The sequence below is a fragment of the Vibrio viridaestus genome (assembly GCF_003856525.1).
GTDB lineage: Bacteria > Pseudomonadota > Gammaproteobacteria > Enterobacterales > Vibrionaceae > Vibrio > Vibrio viridaestus.
Genome location: NZ_RJVQ01000002.1, coordinates 1 through 23,125 on the forward strand (window position 1 = coordinate 1; position 23,125 = coordinate 23,125).

Genomic DNA, 23,125 nt, shown 5'->3' on the forward strand with positions numbered 1-23,125 from the left:
CAGCTTTCTGAATTAACAAATTTGCTTGGCGACCATAGCGATTTGGACCCACCTGATTCCATGCCGAACTCAGAAGTGAAACGAATTAGCGCCGATGGTAGTGTGGGGTCTCCCCATGTGAGAGTAGGACATCGCCAGGCTTTTATTTCTAAAGAGCCCGTTATATTAACGGGCTTTTTTAATGCATTCTCTATGCTGATATAGCTCAGGTGGTAGAGCGCATCCTTGGTAAGGATGAGGTCCCCAGTTCGAGTCTGGGTATCAGCACCAGTTTTTGCTTAGCGACCATAGCGATTTGGACCCACCTGATTCCATGCCGAACTCAGAAGTGAAACGAATTAGCGCCGATGGTAGTGTGGGGTCTCCCCATGTGAGAGTAGGACATTGCTAGGCTTTTATTCAAAACCCAGTCATTTGACTGGGTTTTCTCGTTTCTGTCATCTGTAATTCTTCAGTCTATTTAGACATAAAAAAGCCCGATTTTGAATCGGGCATTTATTACTAGTTTTTTGTGGTCAAGTGGTTACTTAAGCAAGAAACGCTGGAATGTTAGCTTCATATTCAGCAATTTTTTCTTCATGTTGCAAAGTTAGACCGATGTTATCTAGGCCATTTAGCAGACAATGACGACGAAATTCGTCGATTTCAAAGCCATATTCTTTACCATTCGCAGACACTTTCATTGCTTCTAGATCAACAGTGATTTCAGCACCTTCATTTGACTGAACAAACTGGAATAGTTCATCTACTTCTTGTTCTGTAAGTCTAACTGGGACCATCTGGTTGTTGATAGAGTTACCGTAAAAGATATCCGCAAAGCTTGGCGCAATCATAACTTTGATACCATAGTCAGCCAATGCCCATGGAGCATGTTCTCGAGATGAACCGCAGCCAAAGTTTTCGCGGGCAAGAAGAATGCTGGCACCTTTGTAGCGAGGCGCATTTAAAACGAATTCTGGATTCGCTTGTTGGCCTGCATCGTCAAGGAAGCGCCAATCATGAAATAGGTGCTTACCAAAACCAGTACGAGTGACTTTTTGTAAAAACTGTTTTGGAATGATAGCGTCAGTATCGACGTTCGCTGCATCAAGAGGAACGACTAGACCTGTGTGTTGTTTAAAACCTGCCATGGAAAAATCCTCTCTTACTTGAATGTACGAATGTCAACGAAATGACCTGCTACTGCCGCTGCCGCAGCCATTGCCGGACTTACAAGGTGCGTACGACCGGCTCGACCCTGACGACCTTCGAAGTTACGGTTAGAAGTCGAAGCACAACGCTCTCCAGGCCCCAAGCGGTCGTTGTTCATCGCTAAACACATTGAACATCCAGGTAAACGCCACTCAAACCCAGCTTCTAAGAAAATTTTATCCAGACCTTCGGCCTCGGCTTGCGCTTTTACTTGCTCTGAGCCAGGAACAACCAATGCTTGCACATGTGAAGCCACTTTCTTACCTTTTGCTACTTCAGCGGCTGCACGCATATCTTCAATACGTGAATTAGTACAAGAACCAATAAAGACTTTATCAATCGGGAAGTCGGATAGCGATTTGCCAGCTTCTAGCCCCATATAGGCGAGAGCTTTTTCAGCTGAGGCTTTCTCTACTGGATCAGAGAAACTACCAGGAGAAGGAATGATAGCGTCTACAGCCATAACCTGACCTGGGTTGGTACCCCATGTAACTTGCGGTTTAATGTCGGCCGCATTTAGAGTGACTACTGTGTCAAACTCAGCATCAGCATCTGATTTTAGGGTTTTCCAATATTCAACAGCGGCATCCCAATCAGCACCTGTTGGAGCGAATTTACGGCCTTTAACGTAGTTAAATGTGGTGTCGTCCGGCGCAATAATACCTGCTTTAGCGCCTAGTTCGATTGCCATGTTACAAACGGTCATACGACCTTCCATTGACAAGTCAGTAATAGCTTCACCACAGAACTCAACAACATGCCCTGTACCACCAGCTGATGTTGTCTCTCCAATAATAGCAAGCACGATATCTTTTGCTGTAATACCCGGAGCTACCTTACCTTTAACTTCAATCTTCATTTTTTTAGCACGAGCTTGTTTCAGAGTCTGCGTTGCTAAAACGTGTTCTACTTCTGAAGTACCGATACCAAATGCCAATGCACCAAAAGCACCATGAGTTGCTGTATGTGAGTCTCCACAAACGATAGTCATACCTGGTAGCGTAATACCTAGCTCAGGGCCCATAACGTGAACGATGCCCTGGTATTTGTGGTTTAAGTCATAAAGGGTGACACCAAATTCCTGGCAGTTCTTAGATAGGGTTTCCATCTGGATACGCGCCATTTCACCAGAAGCATTGATGTCTTTGGTGGTAGTTGAAACGTTGTGATCCATTGTCGCAAAGGTTTTGCTTATTTGGCGAACAGGGCGTCCTTTCTCTCTCAGACCATCAAATGCCTGAGGGGATGTAACTTCGTGCACTAAGTGGCGATCGATATATAAAATCGGGTTCTCGCCTTCTGCTGCAACAGCGATGTGTGCATCGTATAATTTTTCGTATAAAGTTTTTGCGTTTGACATTGCTTCTTCCTTGAGCCCGAAATGGGCCATTGGGAGTGCAGGGAAGTACCCTGCACAAACGTTTATGCGTTTTTAATGTATTCCGCGATCTTGTCGCCCATTTCAGATGTCGATAGTGCTGGGTTACCAGCTGAAAGATCGGCAGTTAGCTCGCCATTTGCTAGGGCTTTGCTGACTGCTGCTTCAATATCTTGAGCTGCAGCTTCTTCACTAAGGCTATAACGCAGCATCAGAGCCGCAGACAGAATCTGAGCTACTGGGTTGGCGATATTTTTGCCTGCGATATCAGGTGCAGAGCCACCCGCAGGTTCATATAAACCAAAATTGCTTTCGTTTAAGCTAGCAGAAGGTAGCATACCCATAGAGCCAGTGATCATCGCACATTCGTCAGATAAGATGTCACCGAAGATATTGGAACATAGCATAACATCGAACTGTGCTGGATCTTTGATCAACTGCATGGTTGCGTTATCAATATACATATGGGTTAGTTCAATATCAGGATAGTCTTTTGCTACAGACTCAACGACCTCACGCCACAGAATTGAGCTTTGCAGAACGTTTGCTTTATCAATTGAACACACTTTTTTACGGCGCAGACGAGCTGACTCAAAGGCAATTTTAGCGATACGTTCAATTTCATAGCGGTGGTAGACTTCTGTATCAAAGGCTTTTTCGTTCGCCCCTTCACCTTCACGTCCTTTTGGTTGCCCAAAGTAGATACCGCCAGTCAGCTCACGCACGACAACAATATCAAAACCTTTCGCGCTGATATCGGCTCGTAGTGGAGAGAACGCTTCTAATCCACTGTGGATTTGAGCTGGGCGAAGGTTACAGAATAGCTGGAAATGTTTACGTAAAGGAAGAAGTGCGCCACGCTCAGGCTGCTCATTTGGTGGCAGGTGTACCCATTTAGGTCCACCGACAGAACCGAACAGAACGGCATCAGCCTGTTCACAACCTTTAAGGGTATTATCTGGTAATGGCGTGCCGTGGTTATCTATCGCGATACCACCCACATCATACTCTTCTCGCTCAAAAGTAATGTTGTGTTTGTCTTGAATTGCATCAAGAACTTTGTGTGCCTGTTGCATTACTTCCGGTCCGATACCATCACCAGGTAGGACAGCGATTTTATACGTTTTGTCTGTCATGGGAGTCCTTCACTCTTTTATCTTGGGTCCTGTCAGGTGTCCCGTTTGAGTGGGACACCACTGACTTAGGAAAATTTATACTGTCTGTATTTTTTCTTTATTTTGTTTGATTTCTTCGATCTGATCTGCGCGGTGAATGCTATTGATTACATGCAATAATGCTTCACCAGAGGCTTCAATAATGTCGGTGGAGATACCCGTACCGTGATATTTACGTCCTTTGTAATTGGCGATGATATCTGCTTGGCCCAAACCATCTTCACCTTCGCCTTTAGCGGTAAGGTCAAATTTGTCGAGTACAATATCATAACCTGTAACTCGATAGATACATTGATACAATGCGTCAACAGGGCCATTACCCACAGCCGCTTCAGCTTTTTCTGTATCACCGCACTGCAGTTTGATACTGGTTGTCGCCATTACACTACCTGACTGGACGCTTATATAATTTAGTTTGTAATAATCGTCTTCATCTTTGATGTTAGAAAAGTACATTAAAGACTCAAGATCGTAATCGAACACTTGTCCTTTGCGATCTGCTAGCTTTAAGAAGTCTTGGTATAGAGTATCCAGATTATAATCACTTTCGTTATAACCCATCGATTCCATATGACTCTTCACGGCTGCGCGGCCACTGCGGCTAGTCAAGTTGAGCGCTTGGTTTTTAAGGCCAATTGACTCAGGAGTCATGATCTCGTAGGTATTTTTATTTTTAAGCATTCCATCTTGGTGAATACCTGACGAATGACTAAAGGCGTTAGCACCCACGATGGCTTTGTTGCTTTGGATAGGCATGTTACAAAGCTGACTTACCATTTTACTTGTACGGTAAATCTCTTCGTGTTTCAGGCCTGTATGAACACCTAGTAGCTCTTGACGAGTTTTGATGATCATTGCTACTTCTTCAAGAGCCGTATTTCCCGCTCTCTCACCAATACCGTTGATTGTCCCTTCGACTTGTCGAGCACCAGCCTGAACAGCTGCGATTGAGTTAGCAACAGACATACCCAAATCATCGTGACAATGTACAGAAATCACTGCTTTATCGATGTTAGGAACACGATTAAACAGAGTTTGAATAATACCACCAAACTCTCCGGGTACAGTATAACCGACGGTGTCAGGTATATTCACAGTTGAAGCACCAGCATTGATCGCAGCCTCAACCATACGACATAAGTTATCGATTGGTGTACGGCCTGCGTCTTCGCACGAGAATTCAACATCATCAGTGTATTTTCTTGCGTGTTTTACCGCATTGACACCCATCTCAACAACCTGATCATAGCTGCGGCGTAATTTATCCTGAACATGAACTGTTGATGTTGAAATAAATGTATGGATACGAAATGCTTCAGCCACTTTTAATGCTTCGGCTGCTGCATCGATATCTTTCTCAACAGCGCGAGATAGAGCACAAACACGACTATTTTTAAGGTGACGAGCAATGGTTTGAACCGATTCAAAATCACCAGGAGATGAAACAGGGAAACCTGCCTCGATAACATCAATACCTAAACGCTCGAGAGCAAGAGCAATCTGCAGCTTTTCCTTTACTGTAAGGCTTGCTTGCAATGCTTGTTCACCGTCTCTCAAGGTGGTATCGAAGATAATGACCTGATCGTTCATGTTTGCTCCCTAGACCGCTAAGTTAATCGTTTACTTCCAGATTTTGGCTATAAAAAAACCCGCATTTGAATGCGGGTTTGTGTATTTCTTGTTGTGGTGTTTTTCGTCCACAGCCTACCCGCGCGATTTTTTCACGATAAGGAGGAGGCCCAGCAGGAGAGAAAAACGAGAAGTCATGTTGTTACTTACTTTCCACAATTTTAAAACTAATGAATTAGTACCGTACTTGGCTGTTGACGTCAACCCTAAAGTTGATTTTTTGCTCATATTTATTCAATTCACAGCCATATACTTTAGATTATTGGCCGATGAGTATGAGTTTTCCTGTTTTAGCGTCACGATACACGGTACCTACCGATTCCATTCCATTAGCATCACCTTTCTGCCCATTTATACTTTGGGGTAGGTCTATGAGCTCTTCGCTGTTGTCTACTTCAACTTCAGTTAGATTGAAATGTTGTTGGATATCTTTACTCTGACTGATAAGAGCAACCAATAATCCCAGAGCAAATACCAACATAACATCCATGATATTAGCAAAGCCGGTTAGGGGGTCAGTGTCTTCGTTTTGAAAACGTCCACCATGCATAAGGCGTTTAGTCGTTTTAACTGGCTGTGATTGTTTCATTGTTCACTCTCTCTTCCAGTGCATCTTCCATTGATAACAACAATAACTCGTACCAGCGTCTGCGAACCCTACCTAATATATAGCCAACCAGACCTATCGTCAGGCCCAGCACCGTTGTATCAAAGGCAACCGTCATTGCTGTAGATAATTGACTTAGCTCTCCATTGGAAAGCGCAGCCAATCCGGGACCAAGAGGGATAAGGGTCCCCATTAACCCTAAAATAGGGCCACTTCTAGCGAGAAGATCGACTCTTTCTAGCCGTTTAGCCGCATAACTTTCGACGGTAAGAAGTTCGAGGTGTGACAATTTACTTAGTGCGCCAAATCGTTCGCCAATAAAGAGCCCTAATTCCCAAAGAATCAGAATGATGCATACCGCTAACGCTACTAGCACCGGGTAGAGTAACCAACCAACAATATGGTGAAGAATACCGATCGTCATACCATGAAACATCTATTATTTCCCTTTTAATCGTTGGTGATTAGTCATACTGCGATAAAAACCGAAAGCAACAATGACCAACATTATAAAAGCAAGAGCAAAGAAGAGTATGTTGGGTTCTGTTTGCTGACTTGTTTGTTGCTCCTTACCTTCATTCTCTGCGGGCTTCGCTTGTTGTTTGACCGTAATCTCTTTCGCTGAGTGTACTTCTTGCGTGTGTTCCGGAGTGCGTTTCTCTTGTTCAAGCAATTTGCTGAGATATTGCCAGTCTTCTGCCGACAAGTGCTGCTCTAGCCATGGCATCATTGGATGTTCTGGTGTGGTGTGCCCGCTTCCCGGTAGTCCATTTTTCTTTACCAAATCAACAAATTGCTTTGCAATCTGTTGGGTTGTTGTTTCATCGGCATGCCAGAAGTCTTTATAAATTGCCACTAACATAATCGCAAGCATATTGGCTTTTACATGCGCATTATTGCCTTGTTCAAGAAACTGGTTAAGTTTGAGGTTGTATCGATCGTCAAGATAGACGGATTTAACCTCTTCCCACGCCCAGTCGCCAACTAAAGTTGGATTAGTCACTTGCCAGCCCCAAAGGTATTCTAAAAATTCACTCCCCATGGTTCTTGCGCCTGCGTAGCCGTGCTGCATTAGACCTTTAAGCCACTCTGGGTTAAGGAATCTTCCACGAAGCTCCTGACGTAAAGCTGTACCTAGTTTCTCTGTGGTGACATGATCGGGATTTGAATGATCAATAACATAATTATTTGGAGCTTTGCCCGATAAGGTTTCGACCGCTAAACTCAAGCCTCCCAAATAATCAAAAGCGTCATTGTTGTCGATCAAACCGTACAAGTTACTCGAGCGACCGAAGTAGGTATTATCGACATTAGACAATAAATGGCGAAAAGTATCTTCAGCTGCAACGCCAAATTCGCTTTGTGAATAGCCATGCCCGAGTCGGCGCATGTAAACATCCGCCAGTTCTTTTCTTTGCTGCCAGGCTCCTGAACGCTCAACTAATCTGTTCACACCTGCTCCATAACTACCTGGTGCGTCGCCAAAAATTCTCAGAGTCGAAAGTTGAGCAACCTCATTTATTGGAAAGCCCGATGCTAATTGCTTTCTGGCGTCGGAAACCCAATGAGCGGCAACTAAGTTCTGTTCTAGAGGCTCTTCACCATCTTTTCTCACTTTACCAAGAGGCTTAAGCGACAAGTTCAATAATTCAGTTAACGCTGGATATTGTTGAATGATAGTTTTTGCTGAAGCATCGAGGGCCATCAAAACCGCATTGTCCAGTAAGTGCATTTGCTGACCATAAAGATCTCGGAATAAACCTGACGTCGTGAATAAGAAGTCTCGACGTTTTCTGCCATCAGTCAAAGCTTGCCATTTAAGGCTTTTTACTAGCCCTCGACTGTTCCACTGAGGCTCAAGACCCAGCATATCAAGTGCAAACGCGATCATAACTCCTTCATCCCTAACGACATCAGATGCCCATAGAATCAGAGCTTCACGTTTGTCTGCAGCGATTGGGTTCGCCTGTCTTGATTCTTCAGCCATTTGCTTTCCAAGCTTCCAGGCAATCTGACTAGGAATTAAGCTATTATCAAGAGCGTAAAAATTGCGACCTGTTGGTAAACTTTCTGGACTGCGAATGGGATCATTGCCTTTGCCAGGCGCAATAAAGTGGCCGTTTAATCCATTGAGCAGGGCCTTCATTTCTTGTTCTGGCGAGGAAATCAAGTTGTGTTTTGTTTGGTCTGAGAGCTGTTGCCCTTTGGGCGTCATCGATGACAACATCATATTTATGGCCTTTTCATGCCAAGGCTGACCAAAAATATGCAGCCCATACGGCATAAACTGTTCCTGTAAGTTTGTCAGGTAGTGTCCAATTTCGTGGACCAGCATTGCGTCATCGACTTCGTCAAAACTGATTCCTCTCACTTCTAACTCAGCAGACATAGACTGAGTTAATTCTTCTTTGAGGTTAAGGCTATCTACCTTACTTCTTATTTGAGTGATTAAGCTTTGAGTCAGTGCTTTATTGTTACTGTCATGATTCGCTTCATAACTTTCAACTAATTGTCTGAGCTGCAGAAGATCATCGTACAGCGGGGTACTTTCCAGAGGAGGAGTGAGGTGATCAATCATTACCGCCAATCCGCGTCTTTTCGCTTGAATGCCTTCACCTACACCATCGACGATATAAGGATAAATGCCTGGAACATCGCTCGCTATTATTCGTGAGTAGTCATCGTTTGCCAGTCCGACAGAGCGATGCGGTAAAAATTCATAAGTTGAATGACGACCAAGATGCACAAAAGCATCAGCTTTGAATTCATCGCGTAGAAAATGATAGTAGGCTAGGTACTGATGTGTTGGGGGAAATGCGAGATTTGCGTGCAGCAGTTCTTCATTGATCTCCCAACCTCGTGGCGGTTGCGGGCTAATAAAAACATTACCAAACTGGATTCCGGGAATCAGAATATCCGTATCCATAACCATTACATTGCCAGGTACTTCTCCCCAGCCACCTAACGCTTCAATACCAGTTGTTCTAAGCGATGTGATTATTTTTTCTGCTGTCGTCCAACATGGTAACTGATCGGTTTTATCAATCATGGACTGATAACATTGGCGAAGTCTGCCGAGTAACTCAAGCGCTCTTTTTCTGGCTGGATGATTAACGCCTTCTACCAGATGGAACATTTCCTCCATCGTATTGGATAGTAACTGTTGAGCGTAATGCGTTGAACCGGAGCGGACTGCAGATTTCATTTGTTCATTGAGTCTACCGAATGGGCCTTCAATCATTTCTTTTTGGATGACACTGGGGAGTGTCGAAAAATAATGATTGTAATCATCCTGAGTGACATGGGTAATTTTAGGACTCATTATTTTCAGAGCATGATGGTCGTTAGGTAAGTTGACCGCACGATCCTGAATTTCGTCCAGAAGTGCTTCTTGTGATTCGGGTAATTTACCTACGTTATACCCCTCTTTTTTTAGTCTCTGGAGAATGTTCCAGAGACTAGCGGGGACATCTAAATTATCCGCTCCAATGTTGTGTCTTCCTGGTGGATGATTGTAATAAATCAGTGCAATTTTTTTGTCGCTGTTAGGCTTCGTTTGTAACGTATACCATTTGTTAATACGCTCAACAATCGTGTTAATTCCATCAATATTGTTACTGATCGGTTGGATCTCTAGACCAGATTGGGGATCGATTGTCTTCTTACCAGCGAAAGCCACGATAAGAGGTTGGCTGGCACCTTGCATTTCTGGCATAGCGACTTGGTAGTAAACTTTATCTACTGCGATACCATCAGATGACTGGAGCCATTGTTGATGAGTCCTATCGCGAAGCTTTATTCCTTTTATTATCGGTACATTCAACTCTTCTAGGATATGGGTCGCTTTTTCTCTTCCTTCTCCTCCACCGATAACAAAGTCTTGAAGCATGACTATGGCAGATAAATTCTGTTTAAACTCGCTTAGAGCTGATATTGCTTCCACGCTAGGATCGCCCCATGAAGCAAGTGCAACTAAACACTGGATATTGTTTACTGTGAGCTGCTTACAGAGCTGCTTAAAAACTTGAGAGTCACTGGGTCGGACTGATCCTGAGTGATCAATAAGAGCAACGATTGGCTGAGATGGGTTGAGCTTGGGGAGCGTCTCTGAGTAGTTGTCAGCAAACCACCATTGAAGTCTTGGATTCAGCTCCGGCTGTTGAATCTCAACGTGGTTATTGACTTGATGAGCCATCCACATAAGTAATTTGGCTGTATTTGAAACGCCTCCTGCTTGCCAATAGCTACGTGCATCTATCCATCCCGCTTGTTTAGGGTAGTTGAACAGGAGTTTGGCTTTCCATTTCATTAAATTATCGCTGGGTCTTGTCGCGGCTAAGTGACGCAGAACGTCATCACTCGTAAATAGTTGCGTTCCTGAGGATTGGCTGAGCTGTATCAAACGATGATCACTACTGAATATCATGAGGTGATTTGGCTTTACTGTACGGATGTCGTTGGTCAGTTCGGCAACGATAGCCCCGAAAAGGCCAATACCAATCGTGTAATCAGCGTTCGCTAACAAGCTGTGTCTGTCATTAGCGGATAATGACAACCACTGATTGTCTGTTCTTGCTTGAATAGCGGTATTTTTGTGCTGATTTTTGAACTGTGCTATTGCCTCTGAGACCGTTTCTGCATTCCGTTGAGATATGATCAGTAGCAGATTGGGGGATGACAGTTTTGCATGGACTCCGATACTCCACATTATTACTATCAGCATACAAAAATAACGCATTTAAGATCCTTAAGGGTAACCGCCTCAAGGGAAACGTGACTGAAAACTGACTTCGCAAAATTGAAGAAAAAGGTAGGCGAAACAGCGCCAGGTATTCCCGCCCGGTTTGTAGAATTTGAATATGTGCCGAGTATCTGACTCACGGTATTGTGCCGTTTACAGTTGCGGGTACAGTATCGGAATTTCACCGATTTCCTCGGGAATAACTATTTTATTAACTGAATCGTCAGTTATAGAAGTTTCAATAAAAACAGTCAATGTATAATTATTATGATTTTCATTACTTTCTTATATCGTAAACGCTTCTTTGCTTAATTCGTCTGAATTCATCAACAAGAAAGAAAATAGTCACTTGGCTGTCATGATTCCTGTTTAGCTTCTATTCCAAGATAGAGGAGAAATGAGTATGAGAGTCATGGAACCGATCGTTAGATTTGATCTGGCATTTTCATTGTTTTGTTTGCGGCATCGCTGCTACCAAAAAATTGCAGTAACTAGTAAATGGGTCTCGCGTTCAGGTGATGGTCACATCTATGCTTTATTAGGAGTAAGTGCTTACTTATTCGATGGTTCAAGAGGAATGGAATTCCTCTATTCAGGGCTTGTGGCATTTGCAATTGAATTACCGGCTTATGTACTGCTGAAACGTTCCTTTCAGCGAAGACGGCCCCATGAGTTTTCATCGCTGGTTACCGCTTTTATCACCCCTTCCGATCGCTTTAGTCTGCCATCAGGCCATACGACGGCCGCCTTTTTAATGGCTTCTCTCCTTAGTTTCTATTATCCAACGCTATCTATGTTGTTTTTCTCATGGGCTAGCTGCGTCGGTTTGGCCAGGATTTTATTGGGAGTCCATTTTTTTACTGATGTAGCGATTGGCTGTGCGTTGGGCTTGATCTGTGCTCAGTGTGGTTTATTGCTTGTTGTGGGGTAAAGTGATTGAAAATTTTGTATGGCGTTCAAGGTACAGGTAACGGGCATATAGCCAGGGCTCGGGCGATGAGTTTATCACTCAGATATCATGGAGTTGACGTTGACTTTTTTTTCTCTGGTCGGTCGCCTGAACGCTATTTTTCTATGGAGTGCTTTGGTCAATATCGAGCAAAAAGTGGCTTATCTTTTGTGTCTAGTGGTGGAAAAGTTGATTACGTAAAGACAGCGATGAAGAGTCGCTTTTGTCGTTTTTTACTGGATATTCATCAGCTTGATTTATCGAGTTATGATTTAGTTCTCAATGATTTTGAACCCATCTCGGCATGGGCTGCAAAACGTCAGAAAAAACCATGTATTAGTATTAGCCATCAAAATGCATTTCGATATCAGGTACCCCTGAAAGGGGCGAGTTGGCTAGATCGAAAAATCATTACTAACTATGCGCCAGCAGACCATTATGTTGGGCTTCATTGGTATCACTTTGATCAGATGATTCTTCCTCCAATCGTTCATCATGCTCAGTATCGAAATGAAAATAAAGGGTTTGTTCTTGTTTATCTGCCTTTTGAAAATGTAGACGACATTTATGAGTTGCTCTTTCGCTTTTCAAATTATCAGTTCATTTGCTTCCATCCAGACATTAAGTCGAGTGAAATGCAAAATAATGTCCATTTTTATCCGCCTTGTCATGATGATTTTCAACGGTATCTGTATGCATGTTCTGGCGTTATCGCTAATGGAGGATTTGAACTGCCGTCTGAAGCCATGTCTCTCGGTAAAAAGCTGTTGCTTAAACCGCTTTCTGGTCAATTTGAGCAACAGAGTAATGTTGCGACATTAGAAATGCTAGGGTTAGCGAGTACGATGGATAAGTTAGATCCTTCGGTTGTTCGGCATTGGTTAGACGAGCAATCGGGCGAGAAAGTTTCCTATCCGGATGTTGCAAATGCGATTACTGAATGGGTGTTATCAGGTCATTGGGATAATCATCAGCAACTCTGTGAGTCACTTTGGAAACAAGTCGACTTTCCTAGCTATGTTTCAATCAACTGAATAAATAATATTTAATTGGCATATCTATTGATATTTGATTATTTGATGTGTGAATGTCGTAAGTTGCCACGGTTGATGAAGTATTTGTTGTGTGAATTATTTTCTATTTAAACATAAAATCCAGCTTTTTATATTTTTTTATATTTTATCAATGTATTGATTTTTATGGTTTTATTTTTTAAATTTATAAAAAGTGATGACTTTTTGTCAATCGAGTTGCTTATCACTGACTAATTGAAAGATAGTAGATTTCACTCGGGATATATCAAAGCAGTCAATATATCCCAGTTGAAAATAACTACATTATTCAGATTGTGAATTTAATTTGTAATTCGCATATTCTAGTGAGGAGCATCTCGGATGTTAGACAAAAATGAAGTCGCACAGTCGCTAAATAGTCATCGTATGGAAAGCACACTAAGAAGTGTGGATCTTAACTTATTAACCGTATTTGATGCAGTTATGCAAGAACAGAATATTACTCGTGCAGCACATAACCTGGGTATGTCTCAGCCAGCGGTAAGTAATGCCGTGGCACGTTTAAAAGTTATGTTTAATGATGAACTGTTTATGCGTCAAGGCCGAGGCATTCAACCTACTCAGCGTGCTCGTCAGTTGTTTGGTCCTGTGCGTCAAGCTTTGCAGCTTATACGTAATGAACTACCAAGTTCTATTTTCACTCCTGAGTCATCTACACGAGCGTTCAACTTAGCGATTTGTAGTCCAAATGACTTACGATTTGCACCAAAAATCTTTTCAACACTGCACGAACAGGCTCCTCATGTGAAAATGCATCTAGAAGCCGAATTTGACAGCCATTTGATAGACCGTCTTCGCTATCAAGAAGTCGATTTTGTTATCGACTACGCTAAGTTTGATCAAGAAGGCTTTGCAAGTTCTGAGTTATTTATAGACGAGCTTGTGATTGTGGCTTCTAAAGTGCATCCCCGCATTCAAGGACAAATTACAGCTGAGCAGGTTGTCTCTGAAAGTCATGCTATGCTCTCTCAGACATACGGCATAAGAAGCTTTAGTGAACAGGCTTATAGAGATATCGATTGCCATGCTCACTACGAAGGAACCAGTCTAAGTAATGTATTGTACGTGGTGAGTCAATCTGAACTTATCACAATTGCACCTCGTTGGTTAGTTGAAGGTTCGCCAAATCGTAACTCACTGCAAATCATCGAGTTACCATATAAAAATAACTCTATCTCGGGTTATTTGAACTGGCATCGTTCGAGCGAAAAAGATAAAGGACATTGTTGGTTGAGAGATCAATTATTGACCATCTGTAGCGAGCTCGTTAAATAACGATTCAGACTCATTGTTTAAAGCAGGCTAAGAGCCTGCTTTTTTTGTTTTTAAAACCTTATTTATTTTAATGGTTTATCTTATTTGGAAGAAAAATATAAAAATTTTTAACTTTATTAACTGTCTGTATCGAAATTTAAATCTGATTACTTTTTATTTTATGGAGTTAAGTTTTATTCAATCCAATATTTACGAGATTACAGAGAAAATGTGATAAATGTTGCATTAGATTTATACTTAATATCGAGTTAAAGTCACATCCGAATTCCTTGGATTTACTGCCTTGGAATGCATAGCTGATGAAGTAACAACATTTCATTTAGGCTACGAATAAGCCCTAGACTATGAATCACCAAGCTCACTGGCTAACCATGCTTTTTGGGTATTTGGTAAGGAGACAATATGGCAAAACTATCCGGTGCGGAGATGATTGTTCAATCTCTGATCGAAGAGGGTGTAGAGCAGATCTTTGGTTACCCAGGCGGCTCAGTCCTTGACATTTATGATGCACTTCATGCGAAGAGAGATGAAATCAAACATGTTCTCGTTCGTCATGAGCAAGCAGCAACACACATGGCCGATGGCTATGCCCGAGCTACTGGTAAGCCAGGGGTTGTGACTGTTTGTTCTGGTCCTGGCGCAACTAATACCGTTACTGGTATTGCGACTGCGTACATGGATTCTATTCCAATGATTGTTATTTCGGGTAACGTTCCAACCAACCTGATTGGTAATGATGCTTTTCAGGAATGTGATATCGTTGGTGTATCTCGACCTATCGTTAAGCATAGCTTTCTAGTCAAGAAAGCAGAAGATATCCCTGAAACAATTAAAAAAGCGTTTTACATCGCGAGTACAGGACGACCTGGACCGGTTGTCATTGATGTACCAAAAGACGTGATGAATCCGCAAATCAAGTTTCCTTACGAATATCCTAAATCGATTAAAATGCGTTCTTATAACCCAACAACAACAGGTCATAAAGGACAAATTAAGAAAGCACTGTCAGCGTTATTAGAAGCGAAGAAACCAGTACTTTACATCGGTGGCGGTGCGATTATTTCTGGTGCGGATAAGCAAATTCTCAAGTTATCAGAAACGTTGAATCTACCTGTTGTTAGTACTCTAATGGGACTAGGTGCTTTCCCAGGAACGCACAAGAACGCGCTAGGAATGCTCGGTATGCACGGTGTGTATGAAGCTAATATGGCCATGCATAACGCCGATCTTATTTTTGGTATTGGTGTTCGTTTTGATGATAGAACAACGAACAATATTGAAAAGTACTGCCCAAATGCCAAAGTGATGCATATAGATATCGATCCTTCGTCAATATCGAAAAACGTTCGAGCGGACTTACCTATCGTTGGTTCAGCGGATAAAGTTCTCGATACGATGCTTCGCCTATTGGTGGAGCAAGGTGGAACTAATGACGCAAAAGCGTTGGATTCATGGTGGACGGACATCGAACAATGGCGAGATCGCAACTGTCTTGCTTATGAGCAAGATTCAGAAACAATTAAACCTCAGCAGGTAATCGAAACTTTATACAAACTGACCAATGGTGATGCCTATGTAGCGTCAGATGTTGGTCAGCACCAGATGTTCGCTGCGTTGTATTACCCATTTAATAAGCCTCGTCGTTGGATTAACTCTGGTGGCCTGGGAACGATGGGATTTGGCCTTCCAGCTGGAATGGGTGTGAAGTTTGCCAAGCCTGAAGAAGAAGTGGTTGTCGTGACTGGTGACGGTAGTATTCAAATGAATATTCAAGAATTGTCTACGGCACTTCAGTACAATATCCCAGTAAAAATTATTAATCTCAATAACCGTTTCCTTGGAATGGTTAAACAGTGGCAGGACATTATCTATCAAGGTCGCCACTCAAACTCTTATATGAGTTCTGTACCTGATTTTGCAGCAATAGCTGAAGCTTACGGTCACGTTGGTATCCGTATTAATAAGCCTGAAGAACTTGAAGATGGCTTGAAGAGAGCACTCGAGCAAAAAGATCGTTTGGTGTTTGTGGATATTAATGTTGATGAGACCGAGCATGTCTACCCTATGCAAATTAAAGGCGAGGGTATGGATAAAATGTGGCTAAGCAAAACGGAGAGAACCTAATGAGACATATTATTTCACTATTATTAGAAAACCAGCCTGGTGCATTGTCTCGAGTTGTTGGTTTATTTTCTCAGCGTGGTTTCAACATTGAAACACTGAACGTCTCTCCGACAGAAGACTCAACGTTGTCTCGTCTGAATATTACGACTAAGACAGATGAAATGCAGTTAGAGCAGATTCAGAAGCAGTTGCATAAGTTGATTGATGTGCTCAAAGTTCAGGAAGTATCTGAGTTCGATTATATTGAACGAGAATTGATGCTTGTTAAAGTAAAAGCATCTGGTGCATTAAGAGCTGAAGTCCAACGTACGTCTGATATTTTCCGTGGACAGATAGTCGATATAACGGCGAATCAATACACAGTTCAGATGACAGGTGATACTGCTAAGTTAGATGCATTCGTACAGGCAATGTCTGAAATAACCGAAGTTATTGAAGTAGCGAGAAGTGGTATTGTTGGTATTTCTCGTGGTGATCGTGGTTTAAAAGCTTAACGCTTGCGATTGGTTCAACAAATTAAATGTAAATGATGAGGAAGCCAGAATTTGATTCTGGCTTTTTTTATCTAAAGAAACGTAGCATCACCGATATAAAAACCCTCTTCATCAAAGCGTTTCAATTTTCCGTCGTCTACAACAATGGTGATTCTTCTAATATCCGCAAATTGCCAATTACGCCACTGGTAGACAAATTGATTGTTTTCTACCCACCAATAGCCCTCATCTTCGTCATTTGGTCGATCAGATAAGCCGGTCATTTTCCCATCTGGCTGAAATGAAATACGATAGGGAATATTGAAGCAGTCTTTGGTGAGCATTGTTTTATCGGTTAATAGCTCCTTTATTTCGTTACTATCTAGGGCAGGAGCCTGGCATTCTTCCAGCCGTTCAATCGGCATAACTTTTTTAGCCAGACTAGACAGTAAGGCAATTCCCTCTCGGATCTTATCGTTTTTTATCGACTGGAAACTAAGACGAAAGCTACTGCTTTGATTATGTTCATAATAGTACTGAGCTCCACTATTTATAAGGATACCTGCTTGCTCAGCGAGTTGTTCTAACTTTTCTGAATCAAAGCCTTCCTTGTAATTTATCCAGAAAGCCGTACCAGCTAGAGATGGGGTCACACCCGATTGAGGGAAATAATAATTCATCGCTTTTTCGATCGTCAGCCATTTCTCTCGATAGCGCTTAAGCATTTTCTGCATCAAAGCATCGTAATAGCCAAGGCTTAAAAATAGCGCGAGTGTTTGACAGTTATTTTTGGGCGGTAAACTATGAGAACGTAGCTGCATTCGCTTGATTTGCGATATAAGCGGAGGAGAAGCCACAATATAGCCGATACGTAACCCAGGGGCTATTGTTGATGTAAAACTAGATATATAAATGATTCGATCACTTGGGTACTCCCCTCGAAGAGGTGGAGCAGTGTTTTCCATAAAATTCACATCGTGCTCAAAATCGTCCTCAATAATTAATAAGTCATTCTGTTCTGCTGATTCAATTAATCGTTTGCGACGTTCAGATGATAATCTAACTGTGGTTGGAAAATGATTACTTGGGGTCGTGTAAACGATCTGAGCATCTTGAAGTCGATCATCAATGATCATCCCTTTTTGATCGACATCGATAGGCAGTATTTTTGCTTTTCTTGCCTGAAATTGATGATGAGCTTCAGGGTAACCCGGGTTCTCCAGTGCGACAGTCGTTTTTTTATTGATAAGTAATTTGGATAGGTAATAAAGACTGTTTTGACAGCCATGAGTGATCGCTATCTGATCCGAATTGACAAAAATCCCACGTTTCGTCAAAACTCTAGTGCGAATTTGCTCTATGAGATCCTGATAATCCGAATTATTTGATGTCCATAACTGATGGTTAGATCGATTAAGAGATTGAATACTGCATTTTCGCCATTCTATAACTGGGAAAAGATCTTCATCAACCATTCCACCGACAAAGAGGTATTTGTAATGTTTAAGATCCTTTGCTACGTATGCCGATGTCGCGTGTTCTGCATTGAGATAGCGAGACCAATCAAGAGATGTATGGACGTAAGGCTTAGATTGTTCAGCGGCTTTCGGTGCAGATATCTCTAAGTTAGGGTTTACGAAATATCCTTTGCGCTCAACGGATACGAGAATACCATCTTCTGTAAGTTGCTCATACACGCGTAGAATTGTATTGCGTGAAACATTAAGATCCTGTGCGAGTTTACGTGAAGAGACCAGACTGTTTTCTTTCGGAATAAAGCCGTCAAAGATCGCTTTCGCGATACTACTTTTTATTTGATCTTGTAGGGTACGATCATCATTATGATTTATATGGATATAATGGCTTAGCATGTGTATTACTATTCCGGTATTTCAGTCTTATCTAAGCTTACTCATTAAAGAGTGAAAGATATAGGACTAGCGCTACCTCTTTCTCGATTCTTAGATGAGCTAAATGAATACTCGATATTTTATCGAATTCAATTACTGGCTGTAGGTGATTAATTGGTTTACATCAGTTTGATAAAGTGTGTATTTGCTTTTGACTCACTTAGATCCAACATTGTTACTATGAAATATATCAATGAACCATAATGAGGCACCAATTTGGTGCAAGTAACCAATTTGGTGAGGTGATGGTTCTGTACTGGTTTAACATTAACCGCAGAGTATTAGAGAACTGTGCGAATCTTTGTATGAGATTATAGGTAAACTGGATCCATACAAGCAAACATCCTGCCAGCTTTCTTTTAATGGGAAACCAATAACGTCGATAGAAAAATGAGAAAGGTGAAGAGGAATTGGGAAGTATTAATATATTCGAAATAGAACCGGCTCCAAATGATGGAGCCGGTAGTAATTATTACCAACTTATTTGTTAGTAAATTTCTCGATAGCTGCTTCCATGATTGAAAGACCAGCTTCTAGCTGTGCGTCTGTAATAACGAGCGGCGCAAGGAAGCGAACAACGTTACCGTATGTACCTGCGTTTTCGATCATTAGACCGTGAGCAATACATTCCTCAATAAGGTAGTTCACCATTTCTGGGTAAGGTTCTTTAGTTGCTTTGTCTTTAACGAATTCGATACCAATCATTGCACCAAGACCACGAACATCACCAATGTATGGGTTGTTGCTCATCCATTTAGTGTAACGTTCAGTAACAGTAGCACCGATTTCTTGAGCACGTTCTGCTAGGTTATCACGCTCCATTACTTCGATGACTTTAAGTGCAGCAGCACAAGCAAGAGCGTTACCACCGTATGTACCACCAATAGTACCAGCTGGAGATGCTTCAACAATCTCAGTACGTGCAGTGATCGCAGATAGAGGAACACCACCTGCAATTGATTTTGCTGTAGTGATGATATCTGGATAAGCACCAGCTTCTGCCCAATAGTTAGAAGCAAACATGCGACCAGTACGACCGAAACCAGTTTGAACTTCATCAGCGATAAGAAGAATACCTTCTTTATCACATAGTTCTCTTAGCATTTTAACCCAAGCGATAGGTGCTGGAATGAAACCACCTTCACCTTGTAATGGTTCTAATACGATAGCGGCTACTTCATTAGCTGGAGAAGCTTCTTCAAACACTTTTTCAATTTTCTGTTTGTAGTAAGCAAGCATTTCAGCTTCATTCATCTCTTTTTCTGCGCGATATAAATAAGGGTAATCTGCACGGAAAATGCCACCAGGTAGTGGACCTAGACCTCTTGCGTAAGCTTTCTTAGACGTCATAGACATTGTAAGGAAAGTACGACCGTGGAAAGCTCCGGAGAAAACGATAATGTTTGAACGCTTAGTGTAAGAACGAGCAAGTTTGATCGCGTTTTCGTCAGCTTCTGCGCCACTGTTAGCGAAGAACGTTTTCTTTTCTGATCCTTTAACAGGAACGATTTCGTTCAATTTTTCTGCTAAAGCAACATAGCCTTCATGAGATACGATGTTGAACATACCATGGAAATATTTTTCTGATTGTTCTTTTACCGCTTCAACTACTTCTGGATGACAATGGCCGATGTTTAACACACCTACACCGCCAATCCAGTCAAGAAGAAGGTTACCATCCAAATCCTCAATAATAGCGCCTTGAGCTCGTTTCATTGCAATTGGATAGATACAACGAATAGCACTAGGGTTCGCTTTGTTTCTTCTCTCTTTAAGAGCCTGAGTTTTTGGGCCTGGAAGGGCAACATTAACTTGAGGTAATTGATCTTTTAGCATTCCGTTTTCTCCTATGATTTTCATCATATTTTCCCTGTGGGGACTTTGATAGTTAGTACTTTGACTTATTTCGGTTAAAAACCACCAAAGCATAGGTATTTTATGTTGAGGTACTCATCGATACCTTGCTTAGCACCTTCACGGCCAAAGCCTGATTGTTTTACACCACCAAATGGTGCGACTTCGTTTGATATAATGCCTTCGTTGATACCAACCATACCGTATTCCAGTTTTTCGGCTATCGTGAAAGCACGATTCAGAGCACTTGTGTAGAAGTAACTAGCTAGACCATAAATAGTGTCATTCGCTTTTGTTACTAATTCTGCATCGTCTTTGAATCGAATAATTGGGGCGATAGGGCCAAACAGCTCTGTTTGAACAATATCCATGTCTTGCGTTACTTCAGTTAAAATTGTTGGTGATACAAATAAACCACCTAGATCTTCACCGCCCAAAGCGACTTTAGCGCCTTGTGATTTAGCCGTTTCGATATAAGAAAGTACGCTGTCTTTTGCTTTTGCATCAATAAGTGGGCCAATTTCAACACCAGGCTCAATACCGTTACCCACTTTAAGTTTTGCTACTGCAGCTGTGAATTTTTCAACGAATTCATCGTAAACCGATTCTTGTACGTAGAAACGGTTAGCACAAACACACGTTTGTCCTGCATTACGGAATTTCGATGCAACAGCACCTTTAATCGCTGAGTCAATATCAGCATCATCAAATACAATAAATGGCGCGTTGCCACCAAGTTCCATAGAGGTCTTTTTAACTGTCTCAGACGTCTGTTTGATAAGGTAGCTACCCACTTGCGTTGAGCCTGTGAATGACAGCTTTTTGATGTCATCATGACTGCAAAGAATGTCACCAACAGCGACTGACGAGTGGTTGTTAACAACGATAAGAAGCTCTTTTGGTAAGCCAGCTTGGTATGCAAGCTCAGCGACAGCATAAGCTGAAAGAGGTGTTTGATTTGCTGGCTTAACGATAAAGCTACAACCTGCTGCAAGAGCTGGTGCCGCTTTACGAGTAATCATAGCAATAGGGAAGTTCCATGGCGTGATCGCCGCGGCAACACCTACTGGTTGCTTAATTGTCATTAAGCGCTTATTTGATGTCGGTGAAGGAATTGTGTCACCGTACGTTCTTTTTCCTTCCTCGGCAAACCATTGGATGAAAGACGCACCATACATCACTTCGCCTTTCGCTTCAGCCAGCGGTTTTCCTTGCTCTAGCGTCATGATACGAGCTAAATCGTCAGCGTTTTCAACAACAAGATCATACCAGCGTTTTAGAATTGCGCTGCGTTCTGATGCTGAACGTTCTTGCCATACTTTTTGAGCTTGTTTTGATTGCTCAATCAGTCCAACAATTTCCTGTGTTGGTACTGATGGGATATAGGCAAGGACGTCATTTGTTGCCGGATTTAACACTGCGATAGCATCTTCACTCGAATCACACGTCGATTGAAGAAGAGTTTTGTTAACAATTTGGTCCATCTTTGTATCTCTTCTGTTAGCTGATACTGCGATGTTAGATCCAGAACCATTAAATAACTAAGTACCAGATGGGGGAAAGGTGTGGTACCAGTATTAATTACTAACTGGTACCATAGGAATGTTAATATTGGTTCTATCGATTTAACAATTGTTTCTTCATATTGTCGGTGAAACAAATTAGTAACAAACGAGTAACTATACAGGAAGAGAGGATACCTCCATGTTCAGTTTAAAGGGAAAGAAACTCGCTAAAGCAGTGTTAGCAGTGACTTTAGGTGTAAGTGCATTAGCAACATCGGCTTCTAGTTTCGCAGCAGATTTTAACTGGCGTTTTGCTAATTTATACGGTCGTGGTACAGCGTTTGGTCAGGTTTATGAAGACTTGGCAAAGAACATCGAAACGATGTCAAATGGTCGTATTGCAGTACAAGTTCTATATTCTGGTGAAGGTGTTGGTACCAGTGGCATATTCAATGCTGTAAAATCTGGTCTCATCACTATGGGTGCACCATTCCAACCAATGAATGCTGGTGAGTTTCCTGCTGGTGTTGTAGAAGTTGGTTTGCCTGGTGGTACTTCAGATGTGGGTGAACTTATGACTCTATTCCACGAGCGTGGTTGGGGTGATGTGCTGAAAAAAGCATACGGTTCACAAGGCATGGTATGGTTGGAACCATACATCCAGCCACCAGTTTACATCATCACTAAAGAGCCAATTAAATCTATCGAAGATTTCAAAGGCTTAAAAATCCGTGCGCCAGGTGCATACGGTAAATTCCTACGTAACTTAGGTGCATCTCCAGTATCTCTTGCTTGGAGTGAAATCTATACATCTCTTGCAACGGGTGTTATCGACGGTTCTATCGGTTCTAACATGATCGACCACCGCGATGGTAACCACGTTGAAGTTGCTAAATACATGTACTCTCTACCAATCGCAGGTGCACAGGTTCTACCTATCCTCGTTAACCAAAAAGCTTGGGACCAGTTACCAGACGATCTAAAAGCGATTGTTAAAGGTGCAACAGCAGAGCATGCAATTGAGCAGATCACCAAATCTAAACTGTGGGAATCTCAAGCTGTAACAGAAATGGAATCTAAAGGCCTAAAATGGAGCCCAGAACCATCTGAAGCAGACAAAAAAGCATGGAAAGAGGCTGGTCAGTCTCTAGCAAAAGAATATGCAAAAGAAGACCCTTACTCTAAACAACTAGTTGATATTTTAGAGAAGCAGCAATAAGGAAATGGTAAGGTGAGCGCTC

The 23,125-nt window shown here is 42.1% G+C and carries 16 protein-coding genes, 1 tRNA gene, 2 rRNA genes and 1 riboswitch; of the genes, 9 read left to right on the top strand and 10 right to left on the bottom strand.

Annotated features, from left to right (window positions below; genetic code table 11):
- The first annotated feature begins 24 nt into the window (after window positions 1-24).
- The 3 genes from rrf (EES38_RS03755) (at window position 25) to rrf (EES38_RS03765) (ending at window position 393) form a co-directional block, all read left to right on the top strand.
- A 5S ribosomal RNA gene (rrf, locus tag EES38_RS03755) occupies window positions 25-140 on the top strand.
- A 54-nt stretch (window positions 141-194) separates the two neighbouring features.
- Window positions 195-270: transfer RNA gene (locus EES38_RS03760), tRNA-Thr, on the top strand.
- Window positions 271-277: 7 nt separating this feature from the next.
- A 5S ribosomal RNA gene (gene rrf, locus EES38_RS03765) occupies window positions 278-393 on the top strand.
- A gap of 134 nt (window positions 394-527) precedes the next feature.
- Here the strand turns inward: rrf (EES38_RS03765) and leuD are convergent.
- The 7 genes from leuD to EES38_RS03805 all read right to left on the bottom strand — a co-directional run bounded on the left by leuD (window position 528) and on the right by EES38_RS03805 (window position 10,718).
- A complete protein-coding gene (gene leuD / locus EES38_RS03770) occupies window positions 528-1,130 on the bottom strand; it encodes a 3-isopropylmalate dehydratase small subunit (protein ID WP_124935860.1) in 603 nt (200 codons plus the stop codon).
- Between the two features lie 14 nt (window positions 1,131-1,144).
- Window positions 1,145-2,551: a 3-isopropylmalate dehydratase large subunit gene (gene leuC / locus EES38_RS03775; protein WP_124935861.1), complete on the bottom strand. Its 1,407-nt coding sequence runs from the start codon at window positions 2,549-2,551 to the stop codon at window positions 1,145-1,147.
- 62 nt (window positions 2,552-2,613) lie between these two features.
- Window positions 2,614-3,705: a 3-isopropylmalate dehydrogenase gene (gene leuB / locus EES38_RS03780; RefSeq protein WP_124935862.1), complete on the bottom strand. Its 1,092-nt coding sequence runs from the start codon at window positions 3,703-3,705 to the stop codon at window positions 2,614-2,616.
- A 75-nt stretch (window positions 3,706-3,780) separates the two neighbouring features.
- On the bottom strand, window positions 3,781-5,334 hold the full coding sequence (leuA, locus tag EES38_RS03785; RefSeq protein ID WP_124935863.1) for a 2-isopropylmalate synthase: 1,554 nt from the start codon (window positions 5,332-5,334) through the stop codon (window positions 3,781-3,783).
- Window positions 5,335-5,632: 298 nt separating this feature from the next.
- Window positions 5,633-5,962, bottom strand: a complete 330-nt coding sequence (locus tag EES38_RS03795) for a DUF2149 domain-containing protein (protein ID WP_208020397.1) — start codon at window positions 5,960-5,962, stop codon at window positions 5,633-5,635.
- Complete coding sequence (locus EES38_RS03800; RefSeq protein ID WP_124935864.1) at window positions 5,940-6,416, bottom strand: MotA/TolQ/ExbB proton channel family protein; 477 nt, start codon at window positions 6,414-6,416, stop codon at window positions 5,940-5,942. The genes EES38_RS03795 and EES38_RS03800 overlap by 23 nt, the downstream gene beginning before the upstream one ends.
- 3 nt (window positions 6,417-6,419) lie before the next feature.
- Entirely contained in the window at window positions 6,420-10,718 is a 4,299-nt protein-coding gene (locus EES38_RS03805; RefSeq protein ID WP_124935865.1) for a cobaltochelatase subunit CobN, read from the bottom strand.
- 108 nt (window positions 10,719-10,826) lie between these two features.
- A riboswitch (cobalamin riboswitch) is annotated at window positions 10,827-10,988 on the bottom strand.
- 136 nt (window positions 10,989-11,124) lie between these two features.
- On the opposite strand from EES38_RS03805, the gene EES38_RS03810 reads away from it, so the two are divergent.
- The 5 genes from EES38_RS03810 (at window position 11,125) to ilvN (ending at window position 16,636) form a co-directional block, all read left to right on the top strand.
- Window positions 11,125-11,652: a phosphatase PAP2 family protein gene (locus EES38_RS03810; RefSeq protein ID WP_124935866.1), complete on the top strand. Its 528-nt coding sequence runs from the start codon at window positions 11,125-11,127 to the stop codon at window positions 11,650-11,652.
- 5 nt (window positions 11,653-11,657) lie between these two features.
- Entirely contained in the window at window positions 11,658-12,704 is a 1,047-nt protein-coding gene (locus EES38_RS03815; RefSeq protein ID WP_124935867.1) for an MJ1255/VC2487 family glycosyltransferase, read from the top strand.
- A 360-nt stretch (window positions 12,705-13,064) separates the two neighbouring features.
- Window positions 13,065-14,018, top strand: a complete 954-nt coding sequence (gene leuO / locus EES38_RS03820; RefSeq protein WP_124935868.1) for a transcriptional regulator LeuO — start codon at window positions 13,065-13,067, stop codon at window positions 14,016-14,018.
- A 402-nt stretch (window positions 14,019-14,420) separates the two neighbouring features.
- Complete coding sequence (locus EES38_RS03825; protein WP_124935869.1) at window positions 14,421-16,142, top strand: acetolactate synthase 3 large subunit; 1,722 nt, start codon at window positions 14,421-14,423, stop codon at window positions 16,140-16,142.
- Window positions 16,142-16,636, top strand: a complete 495-nt coding sequence (gene ilvN, locus EES38_RS03830) for an acetolactate synthase small subunit (protein ID WP_124935870.1) — start codon at window positions 16,142-16,144, stop codon at window positions 16,634-16,636. Before EES38_RS03825 ends, ilvN begins: the two co-directional genes overlap by 1 nt.
- 71 nt (window positions 16,637-16,707) lie before the next feature.
- Here the strand turns inward: ilvN and pdxR are convergent, their stop codons facing one another.
- From pdxR to EES38_RS03845, 3 genes are all read right to left on the bottom strand, one after another.
- Window positions 16,708-18,486, bottom strand: a complete 1,779-nt coding sequence (pdxR, locus tag EES38_RS03835) for a MocR-like pyridoxine biosynthesis transcription factor PdxR (RefSeq protein WP_124935871.1) — start codon at window positions 18,484-18,486, stop codon at window positions 16,708-16,710.
- Window positions 18,487-19,005: 519 nt separating this feature from the next.
- Complete coding sequence (locus EES38_RS03840) at window positions 19,006-20,388, bottom strand: aspartate aminotransferase family protein (protein WP_208020398.1); 1,383 nt, start codon at window positions 20,386-20,388, stop codon at window positions 19,006-19,008.
- Between the two features lie 47 nt (window positions 20,389-20,435).
- Window positions 20,436-21,863, bottom strand: a complete 1,428-nt coding sequence (locus EES38_RS03845; protein WP_124935872.1) for an NAD-dependent succinate-semialdehyde dehydrogenase — start codon at window positions 21,861-21,863, stop codon at window positions 20,436-20,438.
- 220 nt (window positions 21,864-22,083) lie between these two features.
- Here EES38_RS03845 and EES38_RS03850 point away from each other — a divergent pair, with 220 nt between their 5' ends.
- The gene (locus EES38_RS03850; protein ID WP_124935873.1) at window positions 22,084-23,103 is read left to right on the top strand and encodes a TRAP transporter substrate-binding protein; all 1,020 of its coding nucleotides are present in this window, start codon (window positions 22,084-22,086) and stop codon (window positions 23,101-23,103) included.
- Window positions 23,104-23,125: the final 22 nt, after the last annotated feature.

Bases quoted from the DNA above. Each gene is read 5' to 3' on its own strand.
- leuD (WP_124935860.1), bottom strand. From the start codon at position 1,130: ATGGCAGGTTTTAAACAACACACAGGTCTAGTCGTTCCTCTTGATGCA.
- leuC (WP_124935861.1), bottom strand. From the start codon at position 2,551: ATGTCAAACGCAAAAACTTTATACGAAAAATTATACGATGCACACATC.
- leuB (WP_124935862.1), bottom strand. From the start codon at position 3,705: ATGACAGACAAAACGTATAAAATCGCTGTCCTACCTGGTGATGGTATC.
- leuA (WP_124935863.1), bottom strand. From the start codon at position 5,334: ATGAACGATCAGGTCATTATCTTCGATACCACCTTGAGAGACGGTGAA.
- EES38_RS03795 (WP_208020397.1), bottom strand. From the start codon at position 5,962: ATGAAACAATCACAGCCAGTTAAAACGACTAAACGCCTTATGCATGGT.
- EES38_RS03800 (WP_124935864.1), bottom strand. From the start codon at position 6,416: ATGTTTCATGGTATGACGATCGGTATTCTTCACCATATTGTTGGTTGG.
- EES38_RS03805 (WP_124935865.1), bottom strand. From the start codon at position 10,718: ATGCGTTATTTTTGTATGCTGATAGTAATAATGTGGAGTATCGGAGTC.
- EES38_RS03810 (WP_124935866.1), top strand. From the start codon at position 11,125: ATGAGAGTCATGGAACCGATCGTTAGATTTGATCTGGCATTTTCATTG.
- leuO (WP_124935868.1), top strand. From the start codon at position 13,065: ATGTTAGACAAAAATGAAGTCGCACAGTCGCTAAATAGTCATCGTATG.
- EES38_RS03825 (WP_124935869.1), top strand. From the start codon at position 14,421: ATGGCAAAACTATCCGGTGCGGAGATGATTGTTCAATCTCTGATCGAA.
- ilvN (WP_124935870.1), top strand. From the start codon at position 16,142: ATGAGACATATTATTTCACTATTATTAGAAAACCAGCCTGGTGCATTG.
- pdxR (WP_124935871.1), bottom strand. From the start codon at position 18,486: ATGCTAAGCCATTATATCCATATAAATCATAATGATGATCGTACCCTA.
- EES38_RS03840 (WP_208020398.1), bottom strand. From the start codon at position 20,388: ATGATGAAAATCATAGGAGAAAACGGAATGCTAAAAGATCAATTACCT.
- EES38_RS03845 (WP_124935872.1), bottom strand. From the start codon at position 21,863: ATGGACCAAATTGTTAACAAAACTCTTCTTCAATCGACGTGTGATTCG.
- EES38_RS03850 (WP_124935873.1), top strand. From the start codon at position 22,084: ATGTTCAGTTTAAAGGGAAAGAAACTCGCTAAAGCAGTGTTAGCAGTG.